Source organism: Lentilitoribacter sp. Alg239-R112, from assembly GCF_900537175.1.
GTDB lineage: Bacteria > Pseudomonadota > Alphaproteobacteria > Rhizobiales > Rhizobiaceae > Lentilitoribacter.
The window spans coordinates 572865-595967 of the sequence record NZ_LS999833.1 but is presented as its reverse complement, the minus strand read 5'-3'; the positions used below and the strand labels follow the sequence as shown (position 1 = coordinate 595967).

Below are 23103 nucleotides of genomic sequence, written 5' to 3'. Positions count from 1 at the left end.
TGCGCTGATAATTAAAGCTTGAGTTTGCCGCTATAGACGACGTCTTTATCTTGACATGCAGTAATCGTGCCAAGTTTTGTTACAAGTTCTCCTGCACCTTCAAGGGCTAGCGTAACGTCATCTGCGTGTTCTGCTGTTGCAACAACAATCATGCCTATGCCGCAGTTAAATGTGCGCAGCATTTCATTGACTTCAACACCGCCTGTTTTTGATAGCCATGAAAAGACTGGAGGAACATTGATGGCCGATAGATCGATGTTTGCTGCCAAATTATCTGGCAAAACCCGCGGAATATTTTCTGGGAAGCCACCACCGGTAATGTGCGCCATAGCTTTGACATGACCTGTCGTCTTGATCGCTTCAAGCAGTGGTTTGACGTATATTTTTGTCGGCTCAAGTAATGCTTGACCTAAAGTATGCTGTTCATCGGAGGCGTTGCCAAATGGTGCTGCATCGCTATAGGCAAGTCCGCTCATTTCAACAATTCGGCGCACGAGCGAAAAGCCATTTGAATGAACGCCAGAAGAGGCAAGACCCAACAGGACATCGCCTTCCTGCAATTCTTCACTTGGCAGTAATTCACCACGTTCGCACGCGCCAACGGCAAAGCCTGCAAGATCATAATCATTGCCGTGGTACATGCCCGGCATCTCAGCCGTTTCGCCACCGATTAAGGCACAGCCAGCATCCTGACACCCTTTAGCAATACCGGATACAATGTCGTATCCCTGTTCAGGATCAAGTTGTCCCGTTGCGAAATAATCAAGAAAAAGAAGAGGTTCAGCGCCTTGCACAACCAGATCATTGACGCACATCGCAACAAGGTCAATGCCAACTGTTTTATGTTCACCTGCTTCGATGGCGACACGAAGTTTTGTGCCTACACCATCATTTGCAGCCACAAGGAGAGGGTCTTTAAATCCAGCGGCCTTAAGGTCAAACAGACCGCCGAAACCACCAATTTCGCCATCAGCGCCAGAGCGACGTGTTGATTTTACCAACGGCTTGATTTTTTCAACCATGTCATTGCCTGCATCGATATCAACGCCAGCATCACTATAGGTCAGGCCATTTTTCTTGTCAGTCACAACGTTAGATCCCTATCCATGTCATTATGAGGTTCAGATGACATGCAAATGCCAATAGCGCAAGCTTTTGAGCCTATAATTCAAGGTTCTTTTTAACCGCACGTTTCCATCTGGTATTTCAATAAGCTTTGCTATTGCATAAACAAGCCCTATATATTCAACAAATGATTTGAATGCATAGCATAATGTAACAGCGGAAAGTAATTTGTAGAGCTTGCGCTGAATAATTGGAGACATAGACGTGGTTACCCATATTTCGGCTCAGACAATCCGTAGACAAGCGATCTTTTGGATGATTGCGCTTTCAGTTTTTATACTGTTTCTCGTCGTTTTTAGCTCCGTCCTCCTTCCTTTCATCGTGGGCATGGCGCTAGCGTATTTTCTTGACCCGGTCGCTGACAAATTGGAGACTTGGGGCTTCTCACGACTTTGGGCAACTGCCTCTATCCTTGCCGTTTTTGTATTGCTGTTTTTACTCTCATTGATGGTTATCATTCCGGTTTTAGTAACCCAAGCATCTGAATTTATTGAACGATTGCCAGCATATGCTGTCAGCTTGCAGGAGCTAATAACATCGGAAAGCGGGTTGTTACCAGAGTGGATTTCCTCCCAAGCAGTGACAATCAAGGAAAATCTTTCTTCCGCACTTGCTCAAGGTGCGGGTTTTTTAAGCAAACTATTCCAGCAGATATGGAATTCAGGTAAAGCGCTGGTTGATATCGCATCGCTCTTTGTCATTACACCGGTTGTTGCTTTCTATCTGTTGCTTGATTGGGACGATATGATGGAAAAGGTCGATAGCTGGATACCGCGCGATCATGTGACAACCGTGCGGGAACTTGCAGGGAAGATGGATTATGCGATCGCTGGATTTGTTCGCGGGCAGGGCAGTTTATGTATAATTCTTGGCATTTTTTATGCCGTGGCGCTGTCACTGGCTGATCTGAACTTTGGGCTGTTGATTGGATTATTTGCCGGGCTGATTAGCTTCATACCCTATGTTGGGTCAATAGTTGGTCTGGTTCTGTCAGTGGGCGTTGCACTCGTTCAATTCTGGCCTGATTATATAATGGTTTTGGTTGTTGCTGCGATCTTCTTTGCAGGGCAGTTTCTGGAAGGCAATATTCTACAGCCAAAACTTGTGGGCGAGCGTGTTGGTTTGCATCCTGTTTGGTTAATGTTTGCGTTGCTTGCATTTGCGGCATTATTTGGCTTTGTGGGTATGTTGATTGCGGTTCCCGCAGCAGCGGCAGTGGGCGTTTTGGTTCGGTTTGCACTGGAACGTTATCTCGACAGCGATCTTTACAAAGGTGATCAAGCTGATAAAGAAATACAAGAAGCGGATTCAGATGCTGAATCAAGCGCTTCTTAAAGCTACTTACTAACCCCAAAAAGCGGTTTGCTCTTGGTTAAAGATACGCCTAATCAAATACCATTATCCTTTGACATCTCTTCATCGAGGGGACGCGATGATTTGATCGAAACGGCTTCAGTGAAAGCCGCCGTTTCGGTGCTTGATCTATGGCCAAATTGGCCGTCGCACATCGTAATTTTGGCAGGACCAACAGGGTCTGGAAAATCTCATATTGCCCATGTTTGGCGCGAGAAAGCGGGTGCGCAGGAAGTTGAGTTTTCTGCTACGACAGACGAGATAGTTACACTCAGCAAACAAAGCCCGATCCTGCTGGAAGATTTGGACAGGCAAGGCATTGATGAAACAAAATTTTTTCATCTGCTAAACGCTGTTAAGGAAGCACAATCAAGCATTCTTATTACATCACGATCCTGGCCGTCATCATGGTCTATCAAATTGCCTGACCTCTCATCGCGCATTCGATCTGCAACTGTTGTAGAAATAGGCGAGCCAGACGAGGCGTTGCTTACACAAGTCATTTTCAAATTGTTCGCCGATAGACAGATTGAAATTGACAAAAAAATTGTAAATTACCTAGTTTTGCGTATGGAGCGATCGCTTGCTGTTGCACAAAAAATTGTAGAGCGAATGGATCATTTAACTCTTTCCAAGAAGGTTCCCATCAGCCGCTCAATTGCCGCTGATGTGTTGGCAGAATTTGAATTACATGAAACGGATATGGAATAGTCAAGCATAATTATATATTGTCATTGAGATGACATGTTCGTCTGTTATGCGCATCCGATGGTCGGTCGAACATCCTACAGTGCGATGTGCGAGTTTAAATTTATTAGTGGCGGGAATATGAACAAAGAAACGACAAAAGACGAATTGGACAACGCAACACAAGTTGGTGCTGAGTGGTTTGAAGATCAGTCGCGTTTCATTAATCGTGAGTTTTCATGGTTACAGTTCAATCACCGTGTGCTTGAAGAATCTTTTAATGAGGCGCACCCGCTTCTTGAACGTTTGCGTTTTCTATCGATCTCCGCTGCAAACCTTGATGAGTTTTTCATGGTGCGTGTGGCTGGTCTTGAGGGTCAAGTTCGTGAGAATATCCAAGTGCCATCACCAGATGGTTTCACCGCACAAGAACAGCTTGATAAAGTCTTTTCCGTCACGTGCGAGCTGCAAAACAGCCAGCATGCCTCGCTTGCCGAGTTGCGTAAGCTTATGGAAGCCGAGAATATCTGGATTGTCAGGCCCGATAATCTGAGTGCTGAAGATACCAAATGGCTTGAAAATGAATTTTTGGAATCAATCTTTCCTGTTTTGACCCCGCTTGCAATTGATCCGGCTCACCCGTTTCCCTTTATCCCGAACTTAGGGTTTTCTATGTGTTTACGCTTGGTGCGGAAAGTTGATCAAGAGCAGCTTATCGCGTTGTTGCGCCTGCCCACAGCATTGAACCGGTTTATTCGCCTTCCATCGTCTGATGGCCTAACCCGTTTTATTACAATTGAAGATGTCGTCAGTCAGTTTATCACACGTCTATTCCCGGGGTATGATATTTATGGTGCCGGTACTTTCCGCATTATTCGTGACAGTGATATCGAGATTGAGGAAGAGGCTGAAGACTTGGTGCGCTATTTTGAGAGCGCACTTAAGCGTCGTCGTCGTGGGTCGGTTATCCGTGTCGAATTTGATGATGAAATGCCGGAGAGCTTGCGTGAATTCGTGATACACGAGCTGGATGTGCGAGAAGACGGCGTAGCCGTACTTGGCGGATTGTTGGCGCTTAACACGATTTCAGAACTTACGAAAATCAAACGACCCGATCTACTATTTCACGAATATAATGCCCGTTTTCCTGAGCGTGTTCGTGAACATGGTGGGGATTGCTTTGCTGCCATTCGTGAAAAAGACTTGGTGATCCATCACCCCTATGAGAGTTTTGATGTGGTTGTGCAGTTCTTGCGCCAAGCTGCGCGTGATCCTGATGTGCTTGCCATCAAGCAAACACTCTATCGAACGTCAAACAACAGCCCAATCGTACGCGCATTGATGGATGCAGCTGAGCTTGGCAAATCTGTGACCGCGCTTGTCGAACTTAAAGCGCGGTTTGATGAAGAGGCAAATATCCGCTGGGCGCGAGATTTGGAACGCGCAGGCGTGCAGGTAGTATTTGGTTTTGTGGAACTTAAAACCCACGCTAAGATGTCGCTGGTGGTGCGTAAGGAAGAAGGCAAACTGACCTCATACTGTCATCTCGGTACTGGTAATTACCATTCCATTACAGCAAAAATTTACACCGATCTTTCTTACTTTACTTGTGATCCTGAAATTGGTCATGATGTTGGTCAAGTGTTTAATTATATTACTGGTTATGGTGAGCCTGAAGGCGTCACGCGTCTTGCTGTATCGCCTCGAACCATGCGCCCGACAATTTTGAAACATATTGAGGTCGAAGTAGAGCATGCCAAAGCTGGCAGGCCTGCCGCAATATGGGCAAAGATGAATTCATTGGTCGATCCTGATATCATTGATGCTTTTTATCATGCCAGTCAGCTGGGCGTTGAGATCGATTTGGTTATCCGTGGTATTTGCTGCTTGCGCCCGCAGGTGCCCGGGCTATCGGACCGTATTCGGGTCAAATCCATCGTTGGACGCTTCTTAGAGCACAGTCGCATTATCTGCTTTGGCAACGGTAATGCTATGCCATCGGAGAATTCAATTGTATTCTTCGGATCGGCAGATTTCATGCCACGCAACCTAGATCGCCGTGTTGAAACATTTGTTTCCGTGACCAATGAGACTGTTCATGAACAGGTTGTTTCGCAAATTATGTTGGCGAATCTAAGTGATAATCAGCAGTCATATGAGATCTTGTCTGATGGTACGTCGAAGCGGATGGAGGTGAAGCCGGGTGAAGAACCATTTAATGCACAGGAATATTTTATGACGAATCCAAGCCTTTCGGGCCGCGGAGACGCGCTTAAGTCTAGTGCACCAAAGCGTATTGCAAGCCTCCTGGCAGAACGCAATCATTAAACTCTTGGCAGATTGAAATCATTAAGTTACTAGTTTTGAATGGTTGAATCGGAAGCTCAAGGGCGCTTGCCCGGGATAAGACCCGTTGCTGTAGTTGATATCGGGTCGAATTCTGTTCGCTTGGTTATATACGAAGGCCTTTTGCGTTCTCCTAATATTCTGTTTAATGAAAAAGCACTGTGCGGACTTGGCAAAGGTGTGGCAACGACCGGTCAGATGGACCCAGAAGGCGTTGAGCGCGCAATTAAGACACTCTATCGATTTAGAAGATTATGCGATCAAGTTGGCGCAGAAGACGTTCACGTTTTAGCAACTGCCGCTGCACGCGACGCAACAAATGGGCCTGCCTTCATCAAAGATGCAGAAGCAGCGCTCAAATGCAAACTTAAAGTCCTGACCGGTGAGGAAGAGGCAAAGTTCGCCTCCTTTGGTGTGATAAGCGGAGTTTATAATCCTGATGGCATCGTAGGCGATCTGGGTGGCGGATCTCTTGAATTGGTCGATATCAATAAGAAGGATCAAAAAGGTATTACACTCCCGCTTGGTGGCTTGCGGTTGCAAGATGAATCTGGTGGGGATCTGGACAAAGCTCGCAAAATTGCAAAATCGCATATATCGAAGGTTGATTTGTTATCAGCCGGAAAGGGACGACAGTTTTATGCCGTAGGCGGAACATGGCGAGCTATCGCGAAGTTGCACATGGAAGCGACAGATTATCCCATGCATATGATGCAAGGCTATGAAATCGGATATTCCGAGATGATGGACTTTCTCGATGATGTTCTCGCTCTTGATGAGTTTGAGAAGGATACGCTCAGAGCTGTTTCCAAAAATCGACGAAACTTGATGCCTTTTGGCGCTTTGACAATGCAAGAAGTTTTAAAGCGAATGAAACCGGAGCGAATTGCTTTTTCAGCGCAGGGTGTTCGCGAAGGATATCTCTACTCTTTGCTTGATAAGAAAAATGCTGACCTAGACCCTTTGCTGGAAGTGTCGCGAGAATTTTCAATCCTCCGTGCTCGCTCTCCCATCCATGCACAAGAACTCGTTGATTTTACTGAAAGTGCATTTCCAGTTTTTGGAATAAAAGAGAACAAAGAGAATTCTCGCTATCGCGCTGCTGCATGTTATCTGGCTGATATTAGCTGGCGTGCGCACCCTGATTACCGCGGACTTCAGGCACTTAACATCATCTCCAACGGATCATTTGCGAGTGTCTCGCATCCGGGAAGAGTATATATCGCGCTGACGAATTACTACCGATATGAAGGGCTTTCTGATGATGGCGTGTCGCGCAGCCTCATAGATGTTGCGACGCCGGATTTTGTTTTCAGAGCAAAGTTGCTCGGCGCGATCTTGCGTGTTTTGTACCTGTTTTCAGCTTCCGTGCAGGGCGCGATCCCCAAGCTGATGTTCAAACTTGCAGATAAGAAAAGCGATGCAGATATCTATCTGTGTGTTCCAAAGAGTATGAGCGACTTTTTGGGCGAGCGCCTTGCCAATCGAATAGCACAATTGGAAAGATTGGTTGATAAAAAAATTGAAATTAAGATCATCTAGCTAGATATGTATTGTTTAGATTATTACTGATATAAATAAATAGCTTAGCTTAATTTTCTAACAAATAGATTCAGATTCATAATGTATCAGATAAAGTGTTGCACGAAAATGTACGTGCCTTCATAAAGATATAATTATTTGAAAGGCTTATCTGAGTTATTTAATGTTATTTCACGTCGGTGGTATCTAAGGATGCCAGCGAAAAATAGGTGCAATCGGTAAATAATCAGTAAATCAAAAACATATTGGCAACAGATGTTTTGATTGTTGTGTTGGTGGAACAAAATGGCAGCAAATTATTGCGCCGTGCCGAGTGAACTGTCTGAGCTGTCAAAGCTGATTATAGTCTTTGCGTGAATTTTAACATCGCTGAGAACTGTTAACTTTGGCCTTAAGTCGTTTGGGTGCAAGGCCTATGCAGATGGATATACCAGAAGCGGAACAAGCCATAGAAAAGATTGCTGCATTTGTTGATTTTTAATTCATGATTTATTTATCAACTAGGACGATGAACCAGTCAGTTACTTGATAAGTGGCAGTAAAGTGGTGATACTTTGCGAAAGTTTTTCTCTTGGACAGATTATATGCAGAAATTTCAGACCATAAGATTTATGCAAGTTACAAGCCAAGATTCTACTGGCGAAGCTTTGCCTAAAGGCGTGCGTCGCAGATACGAAATAACACACGGACAAGGTCTTAAAGACACAGTAAAACCCTTCTTGACCTGCGATATAGAAAAGTCCTTCTTGCGTGGCGTAACGCGCTTTCACCATGATGGTTTGAATATCGGTTTCCTTTCAGTCGCCAATCTTCAGGGAACAGCATGGGAACTAGATGATGTGGATAACAAGCGCGTTGGCAATATAAGTGCAGGCAATAAAATGAAATCAGGTTGGCAACTGACGACATCCAAAGGACGTAAGTTTGACATCTGTGATCAAACAGGGATAGGCGAAGGTATTTTGCGCTCAGCATTGGGCAGTTGGCCAGATGCTTATTCATGTATTGAAGATGGAACTGAAATCGGTGCAATCCGACGTGAAGAGCGCGGTAGCGGGGCGTGCGATAGGCGTCGTTCAGGAAAGCCAAGCTTCTTGGGTCGGCTTAAGAAATTGATGATCACACATGATTGGGTGTTCACCCATACAGCCAGCATCACACCGCAGGAGGAGCTTCTGCTCATATCTGGCCTGCTGGCTACCGTCGAAGTTACCGTCCCCGTTCATCGATCCGGTTAGGTCAATTTTGCGAGTAATAGCCAATTAAACAAAGGTATTGTTCCTGGTATTTTCTGACAGTGCACATTTTACTCCCCGTTATAACCCTCAGAGTTTCTCAAATATTGACAACAACCATAACTCTCGTCCATGGCTTAGTTTTAGCTGCGTGACCACGATTCTCTGTGATTTTGGGCAGGAATTTATTTCAATGAAGGAGTCGCCAATTTGAGCAAGCCAGCGGTGTTCCGTTCTATCAATCAGATGGTTTTGGCAGATGATTGGGGTAAGTTGACCAAGCACGAGTACGACTTGAAACGTCGTAGCGGAGAGTGGCAACGTTTAACCCGTGAAGCCTACGACAGGGGAAATGGCGCAACCTGCCTTCTTTATAATTCAGCGACTGATTGCGTGTTGCTCACACGGCAGTTTCGTCTACCTGCATTTTTGAACGGCGGTATAACCTCCCTAATAGAAACCCCTGCAGGGCTGCTAGATGGTGCAGAAGCTGCGGAGCGCATGCGGGTAGAACTGATTGAAGAAACAGGCTATGAAATCGCTACTCTCGAACATATATTCGATCTTTACATGAGCCCCGGTTCAGTCACTGAATATCTTGTGTTTTTTCAAGGGAGCTACTCTGAAAATGAGCGGGCCTCTGTCGGAGGAGGGCTCATTGAAGAGGGTGAAGATATCGAAGTGATACATGTTCCGCTCAAAGATGCGATGGACATGATTGAAAATGGTGAGATCTGCGATGCCAAAACAGTCATACTTTTACAGCGACTAATGATACAGAAAATGACAACAGCGCTATAAGGATCAATTCCATCTAGTTTGTGATTTAAATGAGAAAGTTTCATCGCCGCCCAAAGTTTAATCTTGGGCGGCTGATTTATATTATGAAAGTGCAAAAGCTTACGCGCTCACCAAATCACAACTCTAATTTTCAGAGATGGTCGCGCCAAGGTATAGAAAAGATGTTAAGTGGGCGCCATTAAACTGACCTATCATTTCAAGGATTTCAGGGTGTTCATCGCGAAATTTGTTTGCAATATCAGAGCTATCATAGAATAGAAATGTCAACTCATCTGGGCGAATTGTCCCTACGGTTTTTGATGGGATGAGTACGCCCTCCGTGTGCCAGACTCCTTTTTTTGAAGATACTTTTGTATTTAATGCAACAAGATCCTTATCCCGCAAGGTTCCGTCAGTGTCGCTGTAATAGGAGACTTTGATGATGTATTCAGCAGTAACAGTTGGCATTGGTGCATCCATTGTCACCAAGTCACCTTCTACTAATACTGGTTGGCGTGAGCCGCTGGTTAGTTTATCTGTCACGCCAGCTTCAACTAGAGCAGTCAAAACACTTTCATTGCATTGATAGAGGCGGAATGTATTGAGTTCAGGCCACGCTAACGGTCCCAGCGCTCCACCAATTTTCCCGGAACGGTTAATTTCACATCCCGCACTAGAAAAGACAGAGCTAACTTCGGCATCCCAGCTCGACAATGTTGCATCCGAAACGGAAGGAATTGAAAGATAAAGTGCTGTTTGAGCCTGCGCTACGCTCGTGGTTAAAAGTGTGACAACGGACAGTAATACTATTTTCATAAGTTTCTCCTGATTAGACGTCGATTTGAAGAGGGCTGCGCCCAAAAACGCTGGAAATTGGCTCATCTGGTGTGACTTTGGCGTTGTAAATCGCATCAATGGCCGCTTTGATATAAGCCATAGGGTGCGCTTTTGTGGGCAGGTCTGGTGCAAAGCCATTAAACCGACCGGTAAACTGAGTGTTATCCCAATGTAGATCAATGCTGGCAATTTCCGCGCCTTCGTGATGAAGCCCTAAATTAACATCACCATTATGTGGGTCTGGTACGTCGGCTTGCTTGAGAGATAAGTTGTATATCATTTTGGCTCCTTTAATTGCTGGAGCTCTTTATTAATCTCGATTTATCATATAGAATAGATACCAATATATTACCAAATCGGAACATATATGTACCAATGAAGCAATGGGACGATATCAAGATATTTTTGGCGCTGGTTGATGCGGGAACAATACGTGGGGCTGCAGATTTGCTGGAACTCACCCACGTTACGGTGACGCGCCGTATTCACGCATTTGAAAATGAGATTGGCACCATCTTGTTTGAGCGTTTACCTACTGGACATGTTTTAACTGATGCTGGCAGATCAATTTTACCTTTGGCAAAAGCAACCGAAGCGAACGTGTTCGATTTGGAGCGGCGTGTGCAATCCATTGACCGCAAGCTTGATGGTACGGTCACGCTCTCGCTGCCAGAAGCCATCGCAACGATATTGATTGCTCCCGCTTTGCAAGACTTTCGGGAGTTATATCCGCAAATTTTGCTTAAAATTTTACTGTCAAACAAGCTAGTTAACTTAAATACGCATGAAACCGATATAGCGCTGCGCCTGACTAAAAATCCGCCAGATAGCGCGTATGGTAGATGCATAGCTAAAAGCCCGCTTTGTGTGTATGCGGCGTCTTCATATCTTGCTGTTCGTCCTTCGCCCGATACTTGGGTCGGTTTTGATTATGATCCTGCGCATCAACTTGCAGGAGATGTGGATGTCTCGATCCAAGCAAATGGACTTTTGGCCATGGCCGAGCTATTAGCCGCCGGATTGGGTGTTGGTGTATTGCCTTGTTTTGTGGGAGATAATCATGCGGGTTTGCAAAGAATTGACTCCACGAAACCAAAACCAGATTTAGATCTTTGGCTGCTAGTTCATAAAGACCTCCGCACCGTACCAAGAGTAAGAGCAGTAGCCGATTTTATCGCAGAACGCCTAATTCGCATTAGACCTTCTATTGAGGGAACTGAATAAAACTCTTCGCTAGAATGATCTCATGTGGAAGTACGCGCCAGAGATTGGATTTTCCACAAGGCAAAATCAATTGTGATTGATCATATCCGTCCAGGTGTTTACTTATTTGCCATGCAAGCGAAAAAAAGAGAGATAATGACGTTGGCTTGGCCGTCAACCTGGAAGATGTTGGCACTTATGCAAGATTGCATCGGCCCTCTTGAGGATAAGATAATTTTGACCTCCATGTGGGATGAGGGAGATGTAACTTGGAAAATTTGGAGTTAAGTTCCTTCGGTGGTGCTTTTAACAAAAAGAAGGTTTTGATAACCGGTCATACAGGCTTCAAGGGGGCGTGGCTGACCACTTGGCTGTTGCATTTAGGTGCAAATATAATCGGTTATTCGAAGGATATTCCTACAAACCCGTCTATGTTTGAAACATTAGGTTTGGAACAGAAAATTGCCCATGTGATTGGTGATATATGTGATCTAACATCCATGCGAAAAATTATCGTGGAAGAGAAACCTGATTATGTTTTCCATCTCGCCGCACAATCTATTGTGTCGGTTTCATATGCTGATCCTATAGACACGATCACCACAAATATTGTTGGGACGGCTAATCTATTAGAAGCGTTAAGAGACCTGGATCATCGGTGTATTGCAATGTTTATTACCAGTGATAAATGCTATGATAATAAGGAATGGATTTGGGGATATCGCGAGATTGAGCCTATGGGTGGCAAGGACATATATTCCGGTTCCAAGGGTGCGGCAGAACTCATCATCAAATCATATCTGTCATCATTTTTTCAAGCAGGGCAAAATGACAATATCCGGTTGGGAGTTGGTCGCGCAGGAAATGTAATAGGTGGTGGAGACTGGGCTAAGGATCGCATTGTCGTTGATATGATTAAATCTTGGGCTGACGGAAAGCCGGTCGAGATTCGTAGCCCAAATGCCATCCGCCCTTGGCAGCATGTACTTGAATCTCTGAGCGGTTATCTGCATCTTGCGGCTGAATTAGGTCGTCGGGCTGACTTGCATGGAGAGCCATTTAACTTTGGTCCAAAAGATGTGGAGAACCGCACAGTATTGCAGTTGCTAAAAGATTTTGCTCAACACTGGGGGTTTAAAGATGACGCTGATGCATTCACAATTGCAGAAAATCGACTTTTTAATGAAGCGACACTTCTAAAACTCAATTGTGAAAAGGCAATGCATCATTTGAATTGGGAAGCAAATTTGGATTATTCTGAGGCCGTGAAGTTTATAGCGGATTGGTACCAAAAGGATCTAAATGGCAGCGTGAACATGTACGATTTAACCGTTCAACAAATTCACCAGTATGAAAAATTGGCCCAAGCCAAGGGTCTAAGCTGGGTTTAGGGTGCATTTTGAAAGGTTGTGTAGCCCACCCATAAATGGGTTTAGGTTACTACGGTTGGTGTTGTCAGTTTTTCGACGAACCCGTCAATCTGATCGGAAAATTGGTCTTTGGTAATCTGACTTTGTGGTAAATCAAGAACACCTTCCAGTGGGATTGGCAACAAGCTCGACACAAAATCTACTGCTTTTTGAGCTGGTGAATGGCTGCCATGGGTTAAGAACAGAGCAACTCGTTTTGGCAGATCCGGTTTTTGTGACAAAAATGAACGTAATGGTAAAGCGGCGTAACTTGTCCAGATCGGCGCACCCAAAATCACCAAATCATAATTCTTCCACGAAAGATCAGGAACCTCGATTGGGGGGAGGTTTCCTTTAACGCTGTCGTATCCGGCAATCAGATAACCAAGCCAGTTTGAACGATAATGTGAACACTTTATTTCTGCAATCTGCGCATCAAGCGCAAGTCCCAGTGTTCTTGCAACCTTGGCAGTCGTGCCAGTGCGTGAATAATAGAGCATTAGTGTTTTCATTTCATCCACCTCTAAGTTCATTTTCGACTCCAATTAAAAGCTTATCTCGTAGTATTTCTCATTAGAGCATCTGATTAATGTTTATACTAAGGGTATTCTAGAAGGGATTTGAATAACTGGTATTGATATGTATCAATTCTCGCTCGTTGGGCCTTTAAAGCATTGATATCAAAACCAATTAGTACCGGCGAAGAGCCGATACCAATTGATTTTCTTTTGTTTCGACCCGCTTTGCAAAAGCTTCAAGAATTTCAATAGCAGCCTCCACGCGACGTGGCGTAAATCTGCGGTCTGGCCGAACAATGTGGATTGATGGTTCGGTATACCAAAAACTACCCAAAATTGGCGTTAGCCTACTCAGCGACAGCGCATTTTCAAAACCACCAACGGCCATGTAGGCAACCCCTAATCCGCGCGAGCAGGCATCAAGGATGGCTGTTCCAGAATTTAACCTTAATCGGCCAGATACCGCTACATCCAGAGGTTTCGTATTTTCTGAAAACCGCCATGAATTGGAATGTGTCAATATGCACTGATGCCTCTTCAATTCACTTGGGTGCGCAGGTACGCCGTATTTGGACAAGTATTCGGGCGATGCGGCCGCAACCTTTGTTCTTGATGAAAGCAGCCTTGCTATTAAGCCACTGCTTTGCATAGGGCCTGCGCGGATCGCAATATCATACCCTTCACTTAGTATATCGACCTGACGTGGATTGAAATCTATTTCAATTTCTATATTGGGATGTTGGGTGGCCAGCTCATTCACTGCGGGGCTGACGACATGATCTGCAAATGAACCCGAAAGCGAAGCAATCCGTAAGCGACCCTCCAAATTACGTTGTGCACTGGAAACCTCGGAAAAAGCTGCTTCCAGATCATCAGCGATTTTCTCAGAGCTTTTACGTAATAGTTTCCCAGGTGCAGTCAGGTGGATAGAACGGGTATTTCTCTGCAGCAGCTTAGTATCTAATCGTTCCTCCAGACGAGCGACTTGTCGACTAACATGGGCTACCGAGACACCTAGAACATTCGCCGCTTGCGTGAATGATCCTGAACGTACAACGGCAAGAAATTCGGTTAGTCCATCAGAATTCATTATTACTATCCAGTAATAGTTATTTGCAAAAACAACGGATAGTGTATCCATGCAGAAAAAGCAATATTGTCATCATAGAAATTCTACGGAGAAAAACTGATGACTGTAACACTCTTCGACCCCATTCAATTGGGCGATTATCACCTTAAAAACCGTATATTCATGGCCCCGATGACACGTGCGCGCACTGGGCCGGAAGGCATTCCAAATGAACTTGTTGCGACATACTACGCTCAAAGGGCGAGCGCTGGCTTAATCATTACGGAGGCAACGGCTGTTCACCCGCGAGGTCATGGTTGGCCGGGTGCACCAGGTATATACACAGATCAGCAACAGGAAGGATGGGCTAAAGTCTCTAAGGCTGTTCATGCAAAAGGTGGGCGAATTTTTATGCAAATCTGGCATATGGGCCGCGCTGTGTTACGCGAAAGTATTCAAGGGCAACAAGCGCTGGCGCCTTCTGCAATTCCGGCAGAGGGTATGCTTCCCAATAGTGAAGGTGTTCCGACTGCCTTTGAAATCCCTGAAGTTATGTCCATATCTCAGATTAAAGAAGCCGTCTCCGCATTCGCCGATGCCGCCCGCCGTGCGGTTGACGCTGGGTTAGATGGGGTGGAAATACATGCCGCAAATAATTTCCTGATAGATGCATTTTTGCGTGATGGTACCAACCAACGTGACGATGAATATGGTGGTTCCATTGAAAATCGTTGCAAGTTCTTGCTGGAAGTTGTTGACGCTATCATTGCCAAAATTGGTGCGGGAAAAGTGGGCATACGGTTCTCGCCCACCAATGCAATGTTTGGGATCAAAGATACCAATCCTGAAGCATTATTTACCCATGCAGCAAGGCAATTGATAAAACGTAACTTGGCTTATCTGCATGTTCTTGAACCAGCACTGGATAGCGGTAACTCAATGGTTGCCGGTCTTCCGCCTGTCGCGCCTGCTCTGCGAGAATCTTATGATGGATTAATGATCTTAAACGGTTCGCTCAACCAGGAAACAGGACAGGATGCATTATCTTCCAATGCAGCTGATGCCGTGGCATTCGGCACCCCGTACATTTCAAATCCCGATCTTGTTGAACGCTATGAGAACCTAATAGCTTTGACGGAGCCGAACCCTGAAACGTTCTATGGCGGTGGAGCGGAAGGCTATACCGATTACACTGCTAAAGAGGTTGAGAACGCATAAAGAGAAATGATATAACTGCGCCTGAGAAAGTATGGCGCAGTTATATAAGCTATATTGAATGCTGCTTTAACTCGTCATCATGGAGTGAGTCTTTGGTCGGGTGTTGAATAACGTGATATTTTACGGTTATCGAAGTGGGAATAACGACTGATTTAGTTATAAAACGCCTCTTTGAGGGGCTGTTTCTCCCTCGGCTAACCGACTATCAAGCAGTTCTCCACAATTAGCTAAAACTGGATATGCAAAAGTCACAAAACGTGAATTTATTTCTTTCAAAATTCGAATTGTTTCCAGATGAATATCACTTGTAGTGATACTGTCTCGTGCACCACTACTTAACCTGTTCAGATGTTTGTCATGGCTTTGTTTTTCCAAATTACGCACAATCTCTTTTTCTCTGATTAATTGCCTTGCAGATTCCAGATCATCAGAAATAAGGACATTCAGAGCCAGTTGAATATTGGTACTTACTCGATTGTGAAGGCTGGTCAGTTCATTCCATCCTTCCTCGGAAAAGCTTAGTTCCTTATCATGAATGGAAGATGCTACTTTCAACATATCTCTGGATATCAGATCACCAACATGCTCCAGGCTAATGGTTATATTGATAAGCTCCATACCTCTTTGAGCCTGCTCGGCTGTAAGTTCACGCTGATTGAGTTCTGCGATGAATAGTTTGATGTCTGTATGATGCAGATTGATTTCCTCATCCATCTTGCGGATGCGTTCCGCTTCAGCAGGATTACGCACAACAAAAAAATCCATGACGGGAGCAAACATCACTTCAATTTGCTCACTCATTCGCAGTAGTTCGCGGGTAGCACAGGCTAATGCCAGACTTGGATTGTCCAGCGTATCGCGTTTAAGGGCGCTTGCTGGTTTGAAATCGGTAGCGACAGGTCCGTTTTCCCCAATTAGCTGTTTGCTTAACTTAGCAAGTGGAACAATCAATGGCAGAAATGCCAAAACGAGGCCGGCATTAAAAATAAAATGAAAATTGACCAACTGGCGCTCGGCATTAACACCTAAAACGTCATAGGGCAGGGAGTAAAATTGCAGAGCGATGAGGACGATGATTGCCCCTGTTGCCCGTACAATCAGATTGCCAATAGTGATACGTCGCGCCTTAATGTGGGAATTACGGGTCAACCAAACCGCAATCAATCCTCCACCCACATTGGCACCTAATACTAACGATATACCGGCTGCAACTGGCAAAACACCTAAGGCGCAAAATGTTGCAAATAGTAGGATTGCCGCAACGCTGGAGTGAAAAATAAATGTCAGCAATGCGCCGCCAAGGAAGGCCGTGAATGCATCTTCACCCAAATACTGTACGACCGCTGGCAGAAAGGCGCTTTCCCTCATTGGTGTTGTAGCTTCTCCAATCATTTTTAGTGATAAGAGAATGAAGGCGATACCGATTAAGATACGGCCAATCTGCTTAACTGTTCTCTTTTCAAATTTGAGAAACAATATCCCACCAATTGCCAGAAAAACAGGAATGAGTGCCGTAAGGTTAAGGCTTAGGAATTGAACCACTATAGCAGTCCCGAAATCTGCGCCAAGAACAACAGCTAAAGATCCCGTTACACCCATAACGCCGGTTGCGGCGAATCCGGAAACGAGTAGAGCAACAGCTGTAGAACTTTGAAGCAACACAGCACCGGATACACCTGCAAAAACATTGAGAATGACACCGCGCCTGCTTCGCATAAAGATGTTTTTTAACGAGGACCCCATAGCTCGTTCTACCCCTGTACGAACCATGCGCGTAGAGTATAGCAGCAACATCACCGCCGCTGTTAACTGTAGAACGAATATATATAGTTGCATCTTTTCTCCTGTTGCAGGCTACAGATCAGACATATCTAGTTTATGTATTTGTCCTCATTAAGGAACATAAACTGAATGATCTGGCATTACAGAAATTTACAATCCAAAACTGTAGGGTCCATCGAAGGTTCCTAGCGGCACAAACTCGGACCTGAACCTATATCCCATGCCGCCACAGATGTCATCATTGGAGCAAGTATGAAGTAATACTCCACCTGGTTCCATTGTAAAATCAGACGGTCCGTTTTTCCTATGATCTAATGCTACTGCATGAGCGGGGGAGGGAGCTATGATGGCCGGGCAACGGTTGTCAAAACTCGTGATGTGGCGATGGACATGTCCGCAAACAATCTGTTTGGCACCTTTGTGATTGTTCAATATGTCCAACAATTCCTCAGAGTTTCGTAAGCGTTGGCAATCCATATGCTCAATGCCTGTATCAAAAGGAGGGTGGTGCAGAGCAACCATAATTGGTTCGTTGTTTATGCCAGCCAGTTTCTGCTTTAGCCACGCAAGGGTTTCATTGGTTAGAAAACCGTGTGGTTTGCTCGTGACCAAACTGTCGAGCGCCAGTACATGAACTGGCCCGATTATCCTGTGCGTATTTAATGGCCCCGATTGATTTTCAAACTGAAAGGCCCCTCGCATTGCCTCGCGGTCATCGTGATTGCCGGGCATCACAACAGTAGGAAACGTCAATGGTTCGATAAGGCGTTGAAATCGCTCGTATTCTTCTGGTGTTCCAAAATCTGTCAAGTCACCACTGATAACCAACCCATCAATTGGACCCATATTTTCGAGGCGTTCATTGATCGCCCGAACCGCTTGTTCGAGATATTTAGCTGTGTCGACAACACCATAAGCCAGTGTGCCTTCCCGAACAATATGTGTGTCAGATAATTGAATGATCTTAGTGAATTTTGTCATATGCTATTGATCTTCCAGAACAAGAATATCTTCAGTCTTGATCGACAACCCAAATGTCTGCCCGATCTCACACTGTGTCGACGGATCTGTGACGACACTGATTAACTTGTCGCTAACACCGGACAGCACAACTTTTTGCGAACTTCCCAAGAACGTTTTTGAAACAACCGTTCCCTCAAGTCCGTTGCCTTTAGTTTCGGTTAACTTGATAGCTTCCTGCCGCACATACACTGTTGTCGGGCCTTGCGGCGATCCAGACTTTGGTAATGTCAGTGTGCCCGTCTGCAATGATAATTTATCGTTGCTTGCCACGCCGGATAATTCATTAGCAGCCCCAACAAAACGAGCAACAAATGCACTCGATGGCTTGGAATAAAGGCTTCTAGGGTCATCAATTTGCAACATTTTACCAGAGCGCATAACCGCCACACGGTCAGCAATTGCCATGGCTTCAGATTGGTCATGAGTGACGAAAACCGTTGTAATTGATAGTTTTCTAAGAAGTAACGCCAGCTCGTCACGCAACTGATCTCTCAATCCCGCATCGAGCGCCGAAAGCGGCTCATCAAGCAGCAGTATTTTGGGTTGTGGAGCAACAGCCCTTGCAACAGCAACACGCTGCCTTTGTCCACCGGAAAGCGCTTTAATATTGCGATTACCCAAACCCTCCAACTGGCAAAGCTCTATCACTTCATCAACGCGTTCTTTGATTTTGGCAGCATCAATGCCTTTGATTTTAAGACCATAACCGATGTTATCTCGTACGGTCATATTCGGGAAAAGCGCATAGGATTGAAAAACCATGCCAACAGAACGTTTTTCGATTGCTACCGTTGAGACATCGGTATCATCAAACATAATGCGACCGCCTGCATCGGGCATCTCTAAGCCCGCAATGATGCGCAACATCGTGGTCTTGCCGCACCCCGATGGGCCAAGCAATGCCAGTATCTCACCGGGGGATACGTCAATATTTGTCGGCAATAACGCGCGTGTTCCATCTGGGAATGTTTTGGAACAGTTTTCTAAGTGAATTTTTGTACCGCTCATCGTATATCTCCTATAGCTTGCGCGCGCGCTGATGCCCATTGCAGAGCAATCAGAAGCGGCACGATCATGACGAAAAACACCAGTGTGTAGGCAGACGCTATCTCAAGTCGCATGGACGCGTAGCTATCAGCTAGACCCACAGGTAGTGTTTTTGTTAAAGGGGTGTGTAGCATCCATGTCAGGTTAAATTCACCGATCGACAATGTAACGACCGTCAATGAACCAGCCAATATTCCCGGCATGGCATTAGGGATCGCAATATCGCGAAACCGTTGCCACGGCGTAGCCCCAAGGGAACTGGCGCCTTCTTCAAGTGTTTTTAGATCAATGGCTGCAAAAACGGCCAGAACAGAACGGATCATAAAGGGCAGTGTGTAAAGAACATGGCCTGATAGAATGAACCAGGAAGAAATTCGAAATCCTTTCATGCTGCCATACAATTGCAATAAAGCCAAAGCCAGAGCGAGGCCAGGAATTGATAAAGGCAGAGAGACAAATTCCTCTAATATGCGGGAACTTCGCGGCCCCATTCGATTAAGAGCGTAAGCTGCTGGTATACCAATAATGAGCGTACTAATCAGACAGGCAATTGCCAGCAAGATTGAGCGTACTATACTATCAGAATAAAGCCCCCACACTTCAATAATCCATTTTGTTGTCACCCCGCTGGAGATGCCTTGGAAATAATTGACGGTGAAGCCCGCCATTATTGACATTATTGCGGGTACAAGCAGGAATGCGCAGGCCAGCAAAGTTACTGTCAGTTGAAAGATGAAGCTTGATGATCTTTTTTTCATGACGTTACCCCGCCGCCGCAATGGCGCCGCCAGTAAGCGAGCGGCTGATGACAAGTAAAATCCATGTCACAAGGCCCAATACAACCGATAGTGCAGCGGCCATGGCAATGTTAGCTGAGAGCGTGAACTCGGTATAAATGATCATGGGCAATACATCGATGTTTGTCGCCAGGGTGAATGCAGTTCCAAACGCACCCATGGCCGTTGCGAACGCAATTGCACCTGCTGCAATGAGGGCAGGGGTCAATGCCGGCAAGATGACGTCGCGTAATACTGCTATTGGCGAAGCGCCAAGAGAGCGAGCAGCTTCTTCCAAAGATAAATCAAGTTTTTCGGCGGCTGCCATGACCGTGAGCAAAACACGCGGGATAGAAAAATACAGATACCCAAAAAACAAGCCAGTCATTGAGTAAGCAAACACAAGCCGCGCATCGAATAGATCCTTTGCCAAAATATTGAAAAGCCCCTGTCGACCAGCCAGTAAAATAATAAGAAAACCAATCACCACACCAGGAAACGCCAATGGAAAGGTGAGCACGGAAATTAATACGCCCCGTCCTGCAAATTGGTTACGTACTAAAAATAATCCGGAAGTTGTGGAGATAAATAATGCAGCAACAGTTACGGCAGCTGATACTAGAACGGTTTGTAGCAGACTTCTCATGTACCGCGGGTTTGTTAAAATCTCGACGTAAATGCCAAAGCCTGATTCCGTGCTAATGGACGAAACAAACAGACGAACTAGCGGCAGCGCCAAAAACGCCAGAGTAAATATCGACAGAGGCAATAGACATATTACAAAAAAAGAACGGGGGCTCATGATAATAATCCAAGAAATATTAGGGGAGCAGAAAACCGCTCCCCGGTTTGCTTAAATAAGCGTGTGATAAAAGTCTATTTCACTTCGTTGAGATAGCGTTCACCGAAGCTCTTTTGGACTTTTTCCATCTTGGCATAATCTACTGGTTTAGCACGGGCATATTCACTGTCCGGCAAGAATTTTGCTGCGATTTCAGGCGCAAGTTTCACCGGGCGAGCAGGTTTCAAAAATGCATTCGTCCAGATTGCTTGCCCCTCATCAGACATGATGTAATCCAATACCTTCTTACCAACTTCAGGTTTAGGACCATTTTCCACAAGGCTCATCACATAAGGAACGACGACTGTGCCTTCGCAAGGGATAACAAATTCAAAGTTTCCGCCTTCTGTATATTTGGCGCGATAAGCGTTGAAATCATAGTCAAACAGGATCGGAATTTCGCCTGATACAACACGAGCATATGATGTTTGTTTCGGGACAATCGGGTTGTTTTTTGCTAGTTCGTTGAAGTATTTGATTGCTGGATCAAAATTATCAAGATCCCCTCCAAAGGCGCGATTGACAGCAACTGCACCAGCATAACCAACAAATGCACTGGATGGGTCAAGATATCCAACCATGCCATTATATTCGGACTTGTTTAGATCGGCAAAGCAAGCTGGTACAGGTGCACCGCCTAGGGCGTCTTTGTTAACGAACATACCGAGCGTACCGTAATGAATTGTGACCCAACGGCCTTCTGGATCTTTTAGACCTTCAGCAACATCATCAAAGCCTTTTGGCTTATATGCTGCGGCAACACCTTCATTGGCAGCTTTAATGCCTGAGGTAACACCATAGTAAGCCACATCGGCAACTGGCGATGCTTTTTCCGCAATCAACTGGCTCAATGTTTGGCCCGAGTTTTTGTTGTCGTGTGGCATTTGAACGTCGATATTTTTATCAATCGCTTTTAACATGCTTGCCCAATCCGCCCATTGAGGTGGGCAATTGTAGCAAATTGAATCCTCGGCACTCACAGGTATCGTGACCAAAAGTGTTGCTGCTAATGCAGTTCCAAGTATATATCTCATTTGTCTGTTACTCCATTTGATTTGAAATTGTCTGGGGTGGTCATGATAGTCGACTCGCGGGTTGCAGCTCGCGTGTCGACACATTCGTCTGGCTGGAAACTAAACTCTGACCAGAACGAAATTCGAATGGAAGCATTACAGCTTGGGGTGTAACACTTCGGTTATTTTGTAACGCATCTATAACCAATGCAGTTGCCTGTTTACCCATTTCGCGGCAAGGCGTCAGTACCGTTGCAATGCTTGGTTGGACCAGGTCCGTTATTGCTATTCCATCGAAACCGACAATGCTGACATCCTCAGGGACGCGTTTATTGATGGCTCTAAGCGCTCGTATACAAGCGAGGGCCAACATGTCATTTGATGCAAATATCGCTCCAACATCAGGCTTCTCCGCAAACAATTTAGCTAAAGATACCTCAAGATTTGAGGGTTCATAATTAACCTCCACAATAGGTGGTTTAGGCATCTTTGCCAGTCTTGCTGCTTCACAAAGACCTGCGTAGCGCTGGCGAGATCTGTCAGAAGAATTCATTCGCACCGCAAGAAATGCAACCGATGTGTGCCCGAGTTGAAAAATTTCTTCACCCACCTTTTGCGCTGCCAAAGCATTATCTACACAAACCGTTGGGCTGCCTGGATTTCTGGATTGGTTGAACATCAAACAGTATGGCGTTGAACTTTGCTCCAGACGTTTGATTGCAGGACTATCTTCAATATCCCCAACTGTCAGAACAACGCCATCAATCTGATGAGCAAGCAATGTCTCTAGGCTCTTCAATTCCTGCTTGGTGTTATAGTTGGCAAAACCAAGCAATATTCGATAGCCGTTTTCAGATGCACATTCTTGAACGCCTTCTATTGCATCAGCAAAAACAGGGTTGGAAATTGTAGGTACAATTACGCCCAGCGTTTTTGATGCCTGTCGCTGAAGTGAGCGCCCAACTTCATTAAACTCGAAATTAAGCGTCTTAGCCGCTGCTAAGACGCGCTTTTGATTCTCTACACTTGAAGGGCCCGATTTATTGAGCACTCTGGATACAGTCGCGATGCTGCAGCCAGCCAGACTAGCAACATCCCTGATAGTAACTTTGGTACTCATGTTTCTACCTCCCAATGGAAACGTTTCCACAAATTGAACACACATAACTTTATGAGTCAAGTCATGCTATGATTTTACCCGGAAAGTCACCGATGCTGGATTAAATTGTAAGCTATGAATTGTTTCTAAAATTGCCTCTGATCGTTGAATGCACAATAACGGTGCAGTGTGACAAATTC

At 45.3% G+C, this 23103-nt stretch carries 21 protein-coding genes; 9 read left to right on the top strand and 12 right to left on the bottom strand.

Features of this window, described 5'->3' with window-relative positions; genetic code table 11:
- Positions 1–11: 11 nt before the first annotated feature.
- Complete coding sequence (purM, locus tag G3W54_RS03385) at positions 12–1088, bottom strand: phosphoribosylformylglycinamidine cyclo-ligase (RefSeq protein WP_162651729.1); 1077 nt, start codon at positions 1086–1088, stop codon at positions 12–14.
- A 292-nt stretch (positions 1089–1380) separates the two neighbouring features.
- Here purM and G3W54_RS03380 point away from each other — a divergent pair, with 292 nt between their 5' ends.
- The 6 genes from G3W54_RS03380 (at position 1381) to G3W54_RS03355 (ending at position 9089) form a co-directional block, all read left to right on the top strand.
- Positions 1381–2460, top strand: a complete 1080-nt coding sequence (locus G3W54_RS03380; RefSeq protein WP_174244238.1) for an AI-2E family transporter — start codon at positions 1381–1383, stop codon at positions 2458–2460.
- Between the two features lie 27 nt (positions 2461–2487).
- On the top strand, positions 2488–3189 hold the full coding sequence (gene hdaA, locus G3W54_RS03375) for a DnaA regulatory inactivator HdaA (RefSeq protein ID WP_162651727.1): 702 nt from the start codon (positions 2488–2490) through the stop codon (positions 3187–3189).
- Positions 3190–3222: 33 nt separating this feature from the next.
- Positions 3223–5493, top strand: a complete 2271-nt coding sequence (locus tag G3W54_RS03370) for an RNA degradosome polyphosphate kinase (RefSeq protein ID WP_343162558.1) — start codon at positions 3223–3225, stop codon at positions 5491–5493.
- Between the two features lie 39 nt (positions 5494–5532).
- Entirely contained in the window at positions 5533–7053 is a 1521-nt protein-coding gene (gene ppx, locus G3W54_RS03365; RefSeq protein ID WP_162651725.1) for an exopolyphosphatase, read from the top strand.
- A 584-nt stretch (positions 7054–7637) separates the two neighbouring features.
- Entirely contained in the window at positions 7638–8291 is a 654-nt protein-coding gene (locus tag G3W54_RS03360; RefSeq protein WP_162651724.1) for a hypothetical protein, read from the top strand.
- A gap of 243 nt (positions 8292–8534) precedes the next feature.
- Entirely contained in the window at positions 8535–9089 is a 555-nt protein-coding gene (locus G3W54_RS03355; RefSeq protein WP_162653536.1) for an NUDIX domain-containing protein, read from the top strand.
- A gap of 123 nt (positions 9090–9212) precedes the next feature.
- On the opposite strand, the gene G3W54_RS03350 is transcribed toward G3W54_RS03355, so the two are convergent.
- Positions 9213–9884 carry a hypothetical protein gene (locus G3W54_RS03350; protein ID WP_162651723.1) on the bottom strand — a complete coding sequence of 224 codons (672 nt, stop codon included), beginning with the start codon at positions 9882–9884 and terminating at the stop codon, positions 9213–9215.
- A 13-nt stretch (positions 9885–9897) separates the two neighbouring features.
- Entirely contained in the window at positions 9898–10185 is a 288-nt protein-coding gene (locus G3W54_RS03345; protein ID WP_162651722.1) for a hypothetical protein, read from the bottom strand.
- 95 nt (positions 10186–10280) lie between these two features.
- On the opposite strand from G3W54_RS03345, the gene G3W54_RS03340 reads away from it, so the two are divergent.
- Both G3W54_RS03340 and rfbG read left to right on the top strand, forming a co-directional pair.
- Complete coding sequence (locus G3W54_RS03340) at positions 10281–11129, top strand: LysR family transcriptional regulator (RefSeq protein WP_162651721.1); 849 nt, start codon at positions 10281–10283, stop codon at positions 11127–11129.
- A 248-nt stretch (positions 11130–11377) separates the two neighbouring features.
- Positions 11378–12499 (top strand): CDP-glucose 4,6-dehydratase, encoded by a 1122-nt coding sequence (gene rfbG, locus G3W54_RS03335; protein ID WP_244627818.1) that lies wholly within the window; start codon positions 11378–11380, stop codon positions 12497–12499.
- Between the two features lie 41 nt (positions 12500–12540).
- Here the strand turns inward: rfbG and G3W54_RS03330 are convergent, their stop codons facing one another.
- Both G3W54_RS03330 and G3W54_RS03325 read right to left on the bottom strand, forming a co-directional pair.
- Positions 12541–13050, bottom strand: a complete 510-nt coding sequence (locus tag G3W54_RS03330) for a hypothetical protein (protein ID WP_162651720.1) — start codon at positions 13048–13050, stop codon at positions 12541–12543.
- 157 nt (positions 13051–13207) lie between these two features.
- The gene (locus G3W54_RS03325; RefSeq protein ID WP_162651719.1) at positions 13208–14125 is read right to left on the bottom strand and encodes a LysR family transcriptional regulator; all 918 of its coding nucleotides are present in this window, start codon (positions 14123–14125) and stop codon (positions 13208–13210) included.
- Between the two features lie 99 nt (positions 14126–14224).
- Here G3W54_RS03325 and G3W54_RS03320 point away from each other — a divergent pair, with 99 nt between their 5' ends.
- Positions 14225–15322 (top strand): alkene reductase, encoded by a 1098-nt coding sequence (locus tag G3W54_RS03320; protein WP_162651718.1) that lies wholly within the window; start codon positions 14225–14227, stop codon positions 15320–15322.
- A 156-nt stretch (positions 15323–15478) separates the two neighbouring features.
- On the opposite strand, the gene G3W54_RS03315 is transcribed toward G3W54_RS03320, so the two are convergent.
- From G3W54_RS03315 to G3W54_RS03285, 7 genes are all read right to left on the bottom strand, one after another.
- The gene (locus G3W54_RS03315; RefSeq protein ID WP_162651717.1) at positions 15479–17158 is read right to left on the bottom strand and encodes a Na/Pi cotransporter family protein; all 1680 of its coding nucleotides are present in this window, start codon (positions 17156–17158) and stop codon (positions 15479–15481) included.
- A 96-nt stretch (positions 17159–17254) separates the two neighbouring features.
- Complete coding sequence (locus tag G3W54_RS03310) at positions 17255–18085, bottom strand: phosphodiesterase (RefSeq protein ID WP_162651716.1); 831 nt, start codon at positions 18083–18085, stop codon at positions 17255–17257.
- Between the two features lie 3 nt (positions 18086–18088).
- Positions 18089–19135 (bottom strand): ABC transporter ATP-binding protein, encoded by a 1047-nt coding sequence (locus tag G3W54_RS03305; protein ID WP_162651715.1) that lies wholly within the window; start codon positions 19133–19135, stop codon positions 18089–18091.
- Positions 19132–19932: an ABC transporter permease subunit gene (locus tag G3W54_RS03300; RefSeq protein WP_162651714.1), complete on the bottom strand. Its 801-nt coding sequence runs from the start codon at positions 19930–19932 to the stop codon at positions 19132–19134. The genes G3W54_RS03305 and G3W54_RS03300 overlap by 4 nt, the downstream gene beginning before the upstream one ends.
- 4 nt (positions 19933–19936) lie before the next feature.
- On the bottom strand, positions 19937–20752 hold the full coding sequence (locus G3W54_RS03295) for an ABC transporter permease (RefSeq protein ID WP_162651713.1): 816 nt from the start codon (positions 20750–20752) through the stop codon (positions 19937–19939).
- A 74-nt stretch (positions 20753–20826) separates the two neighbouring features.
- Positions 20827–21825 carry an ABC transporter substrate-binding protein gene (locus G3W54_RS03290; protein WP_162651712.1) on the bottom strand — a complete coding sequence of 333 codons (999 nt, stop codon included), beginning with the start codon at positions 21823–21825 and terminating at the stop codon, positions 20827–20829.
- A 40-nt stretch (positions 21826–21865) separates the two neighbouring features.
- Positions 21866–22924 (bottom strand): LacI family DNA-binding transcriptional regulator, encoded by a 1059-nt coding sequence (locus G3W54_RS03285; RefSeq protein ID WP_162651711.1) that lies wholly within the window; start codon positions 22922–22924, stop codon positions 21866–21868.
- Between the last annotated feature and the right edge of the window lie 179 nt (positions 22925–23103).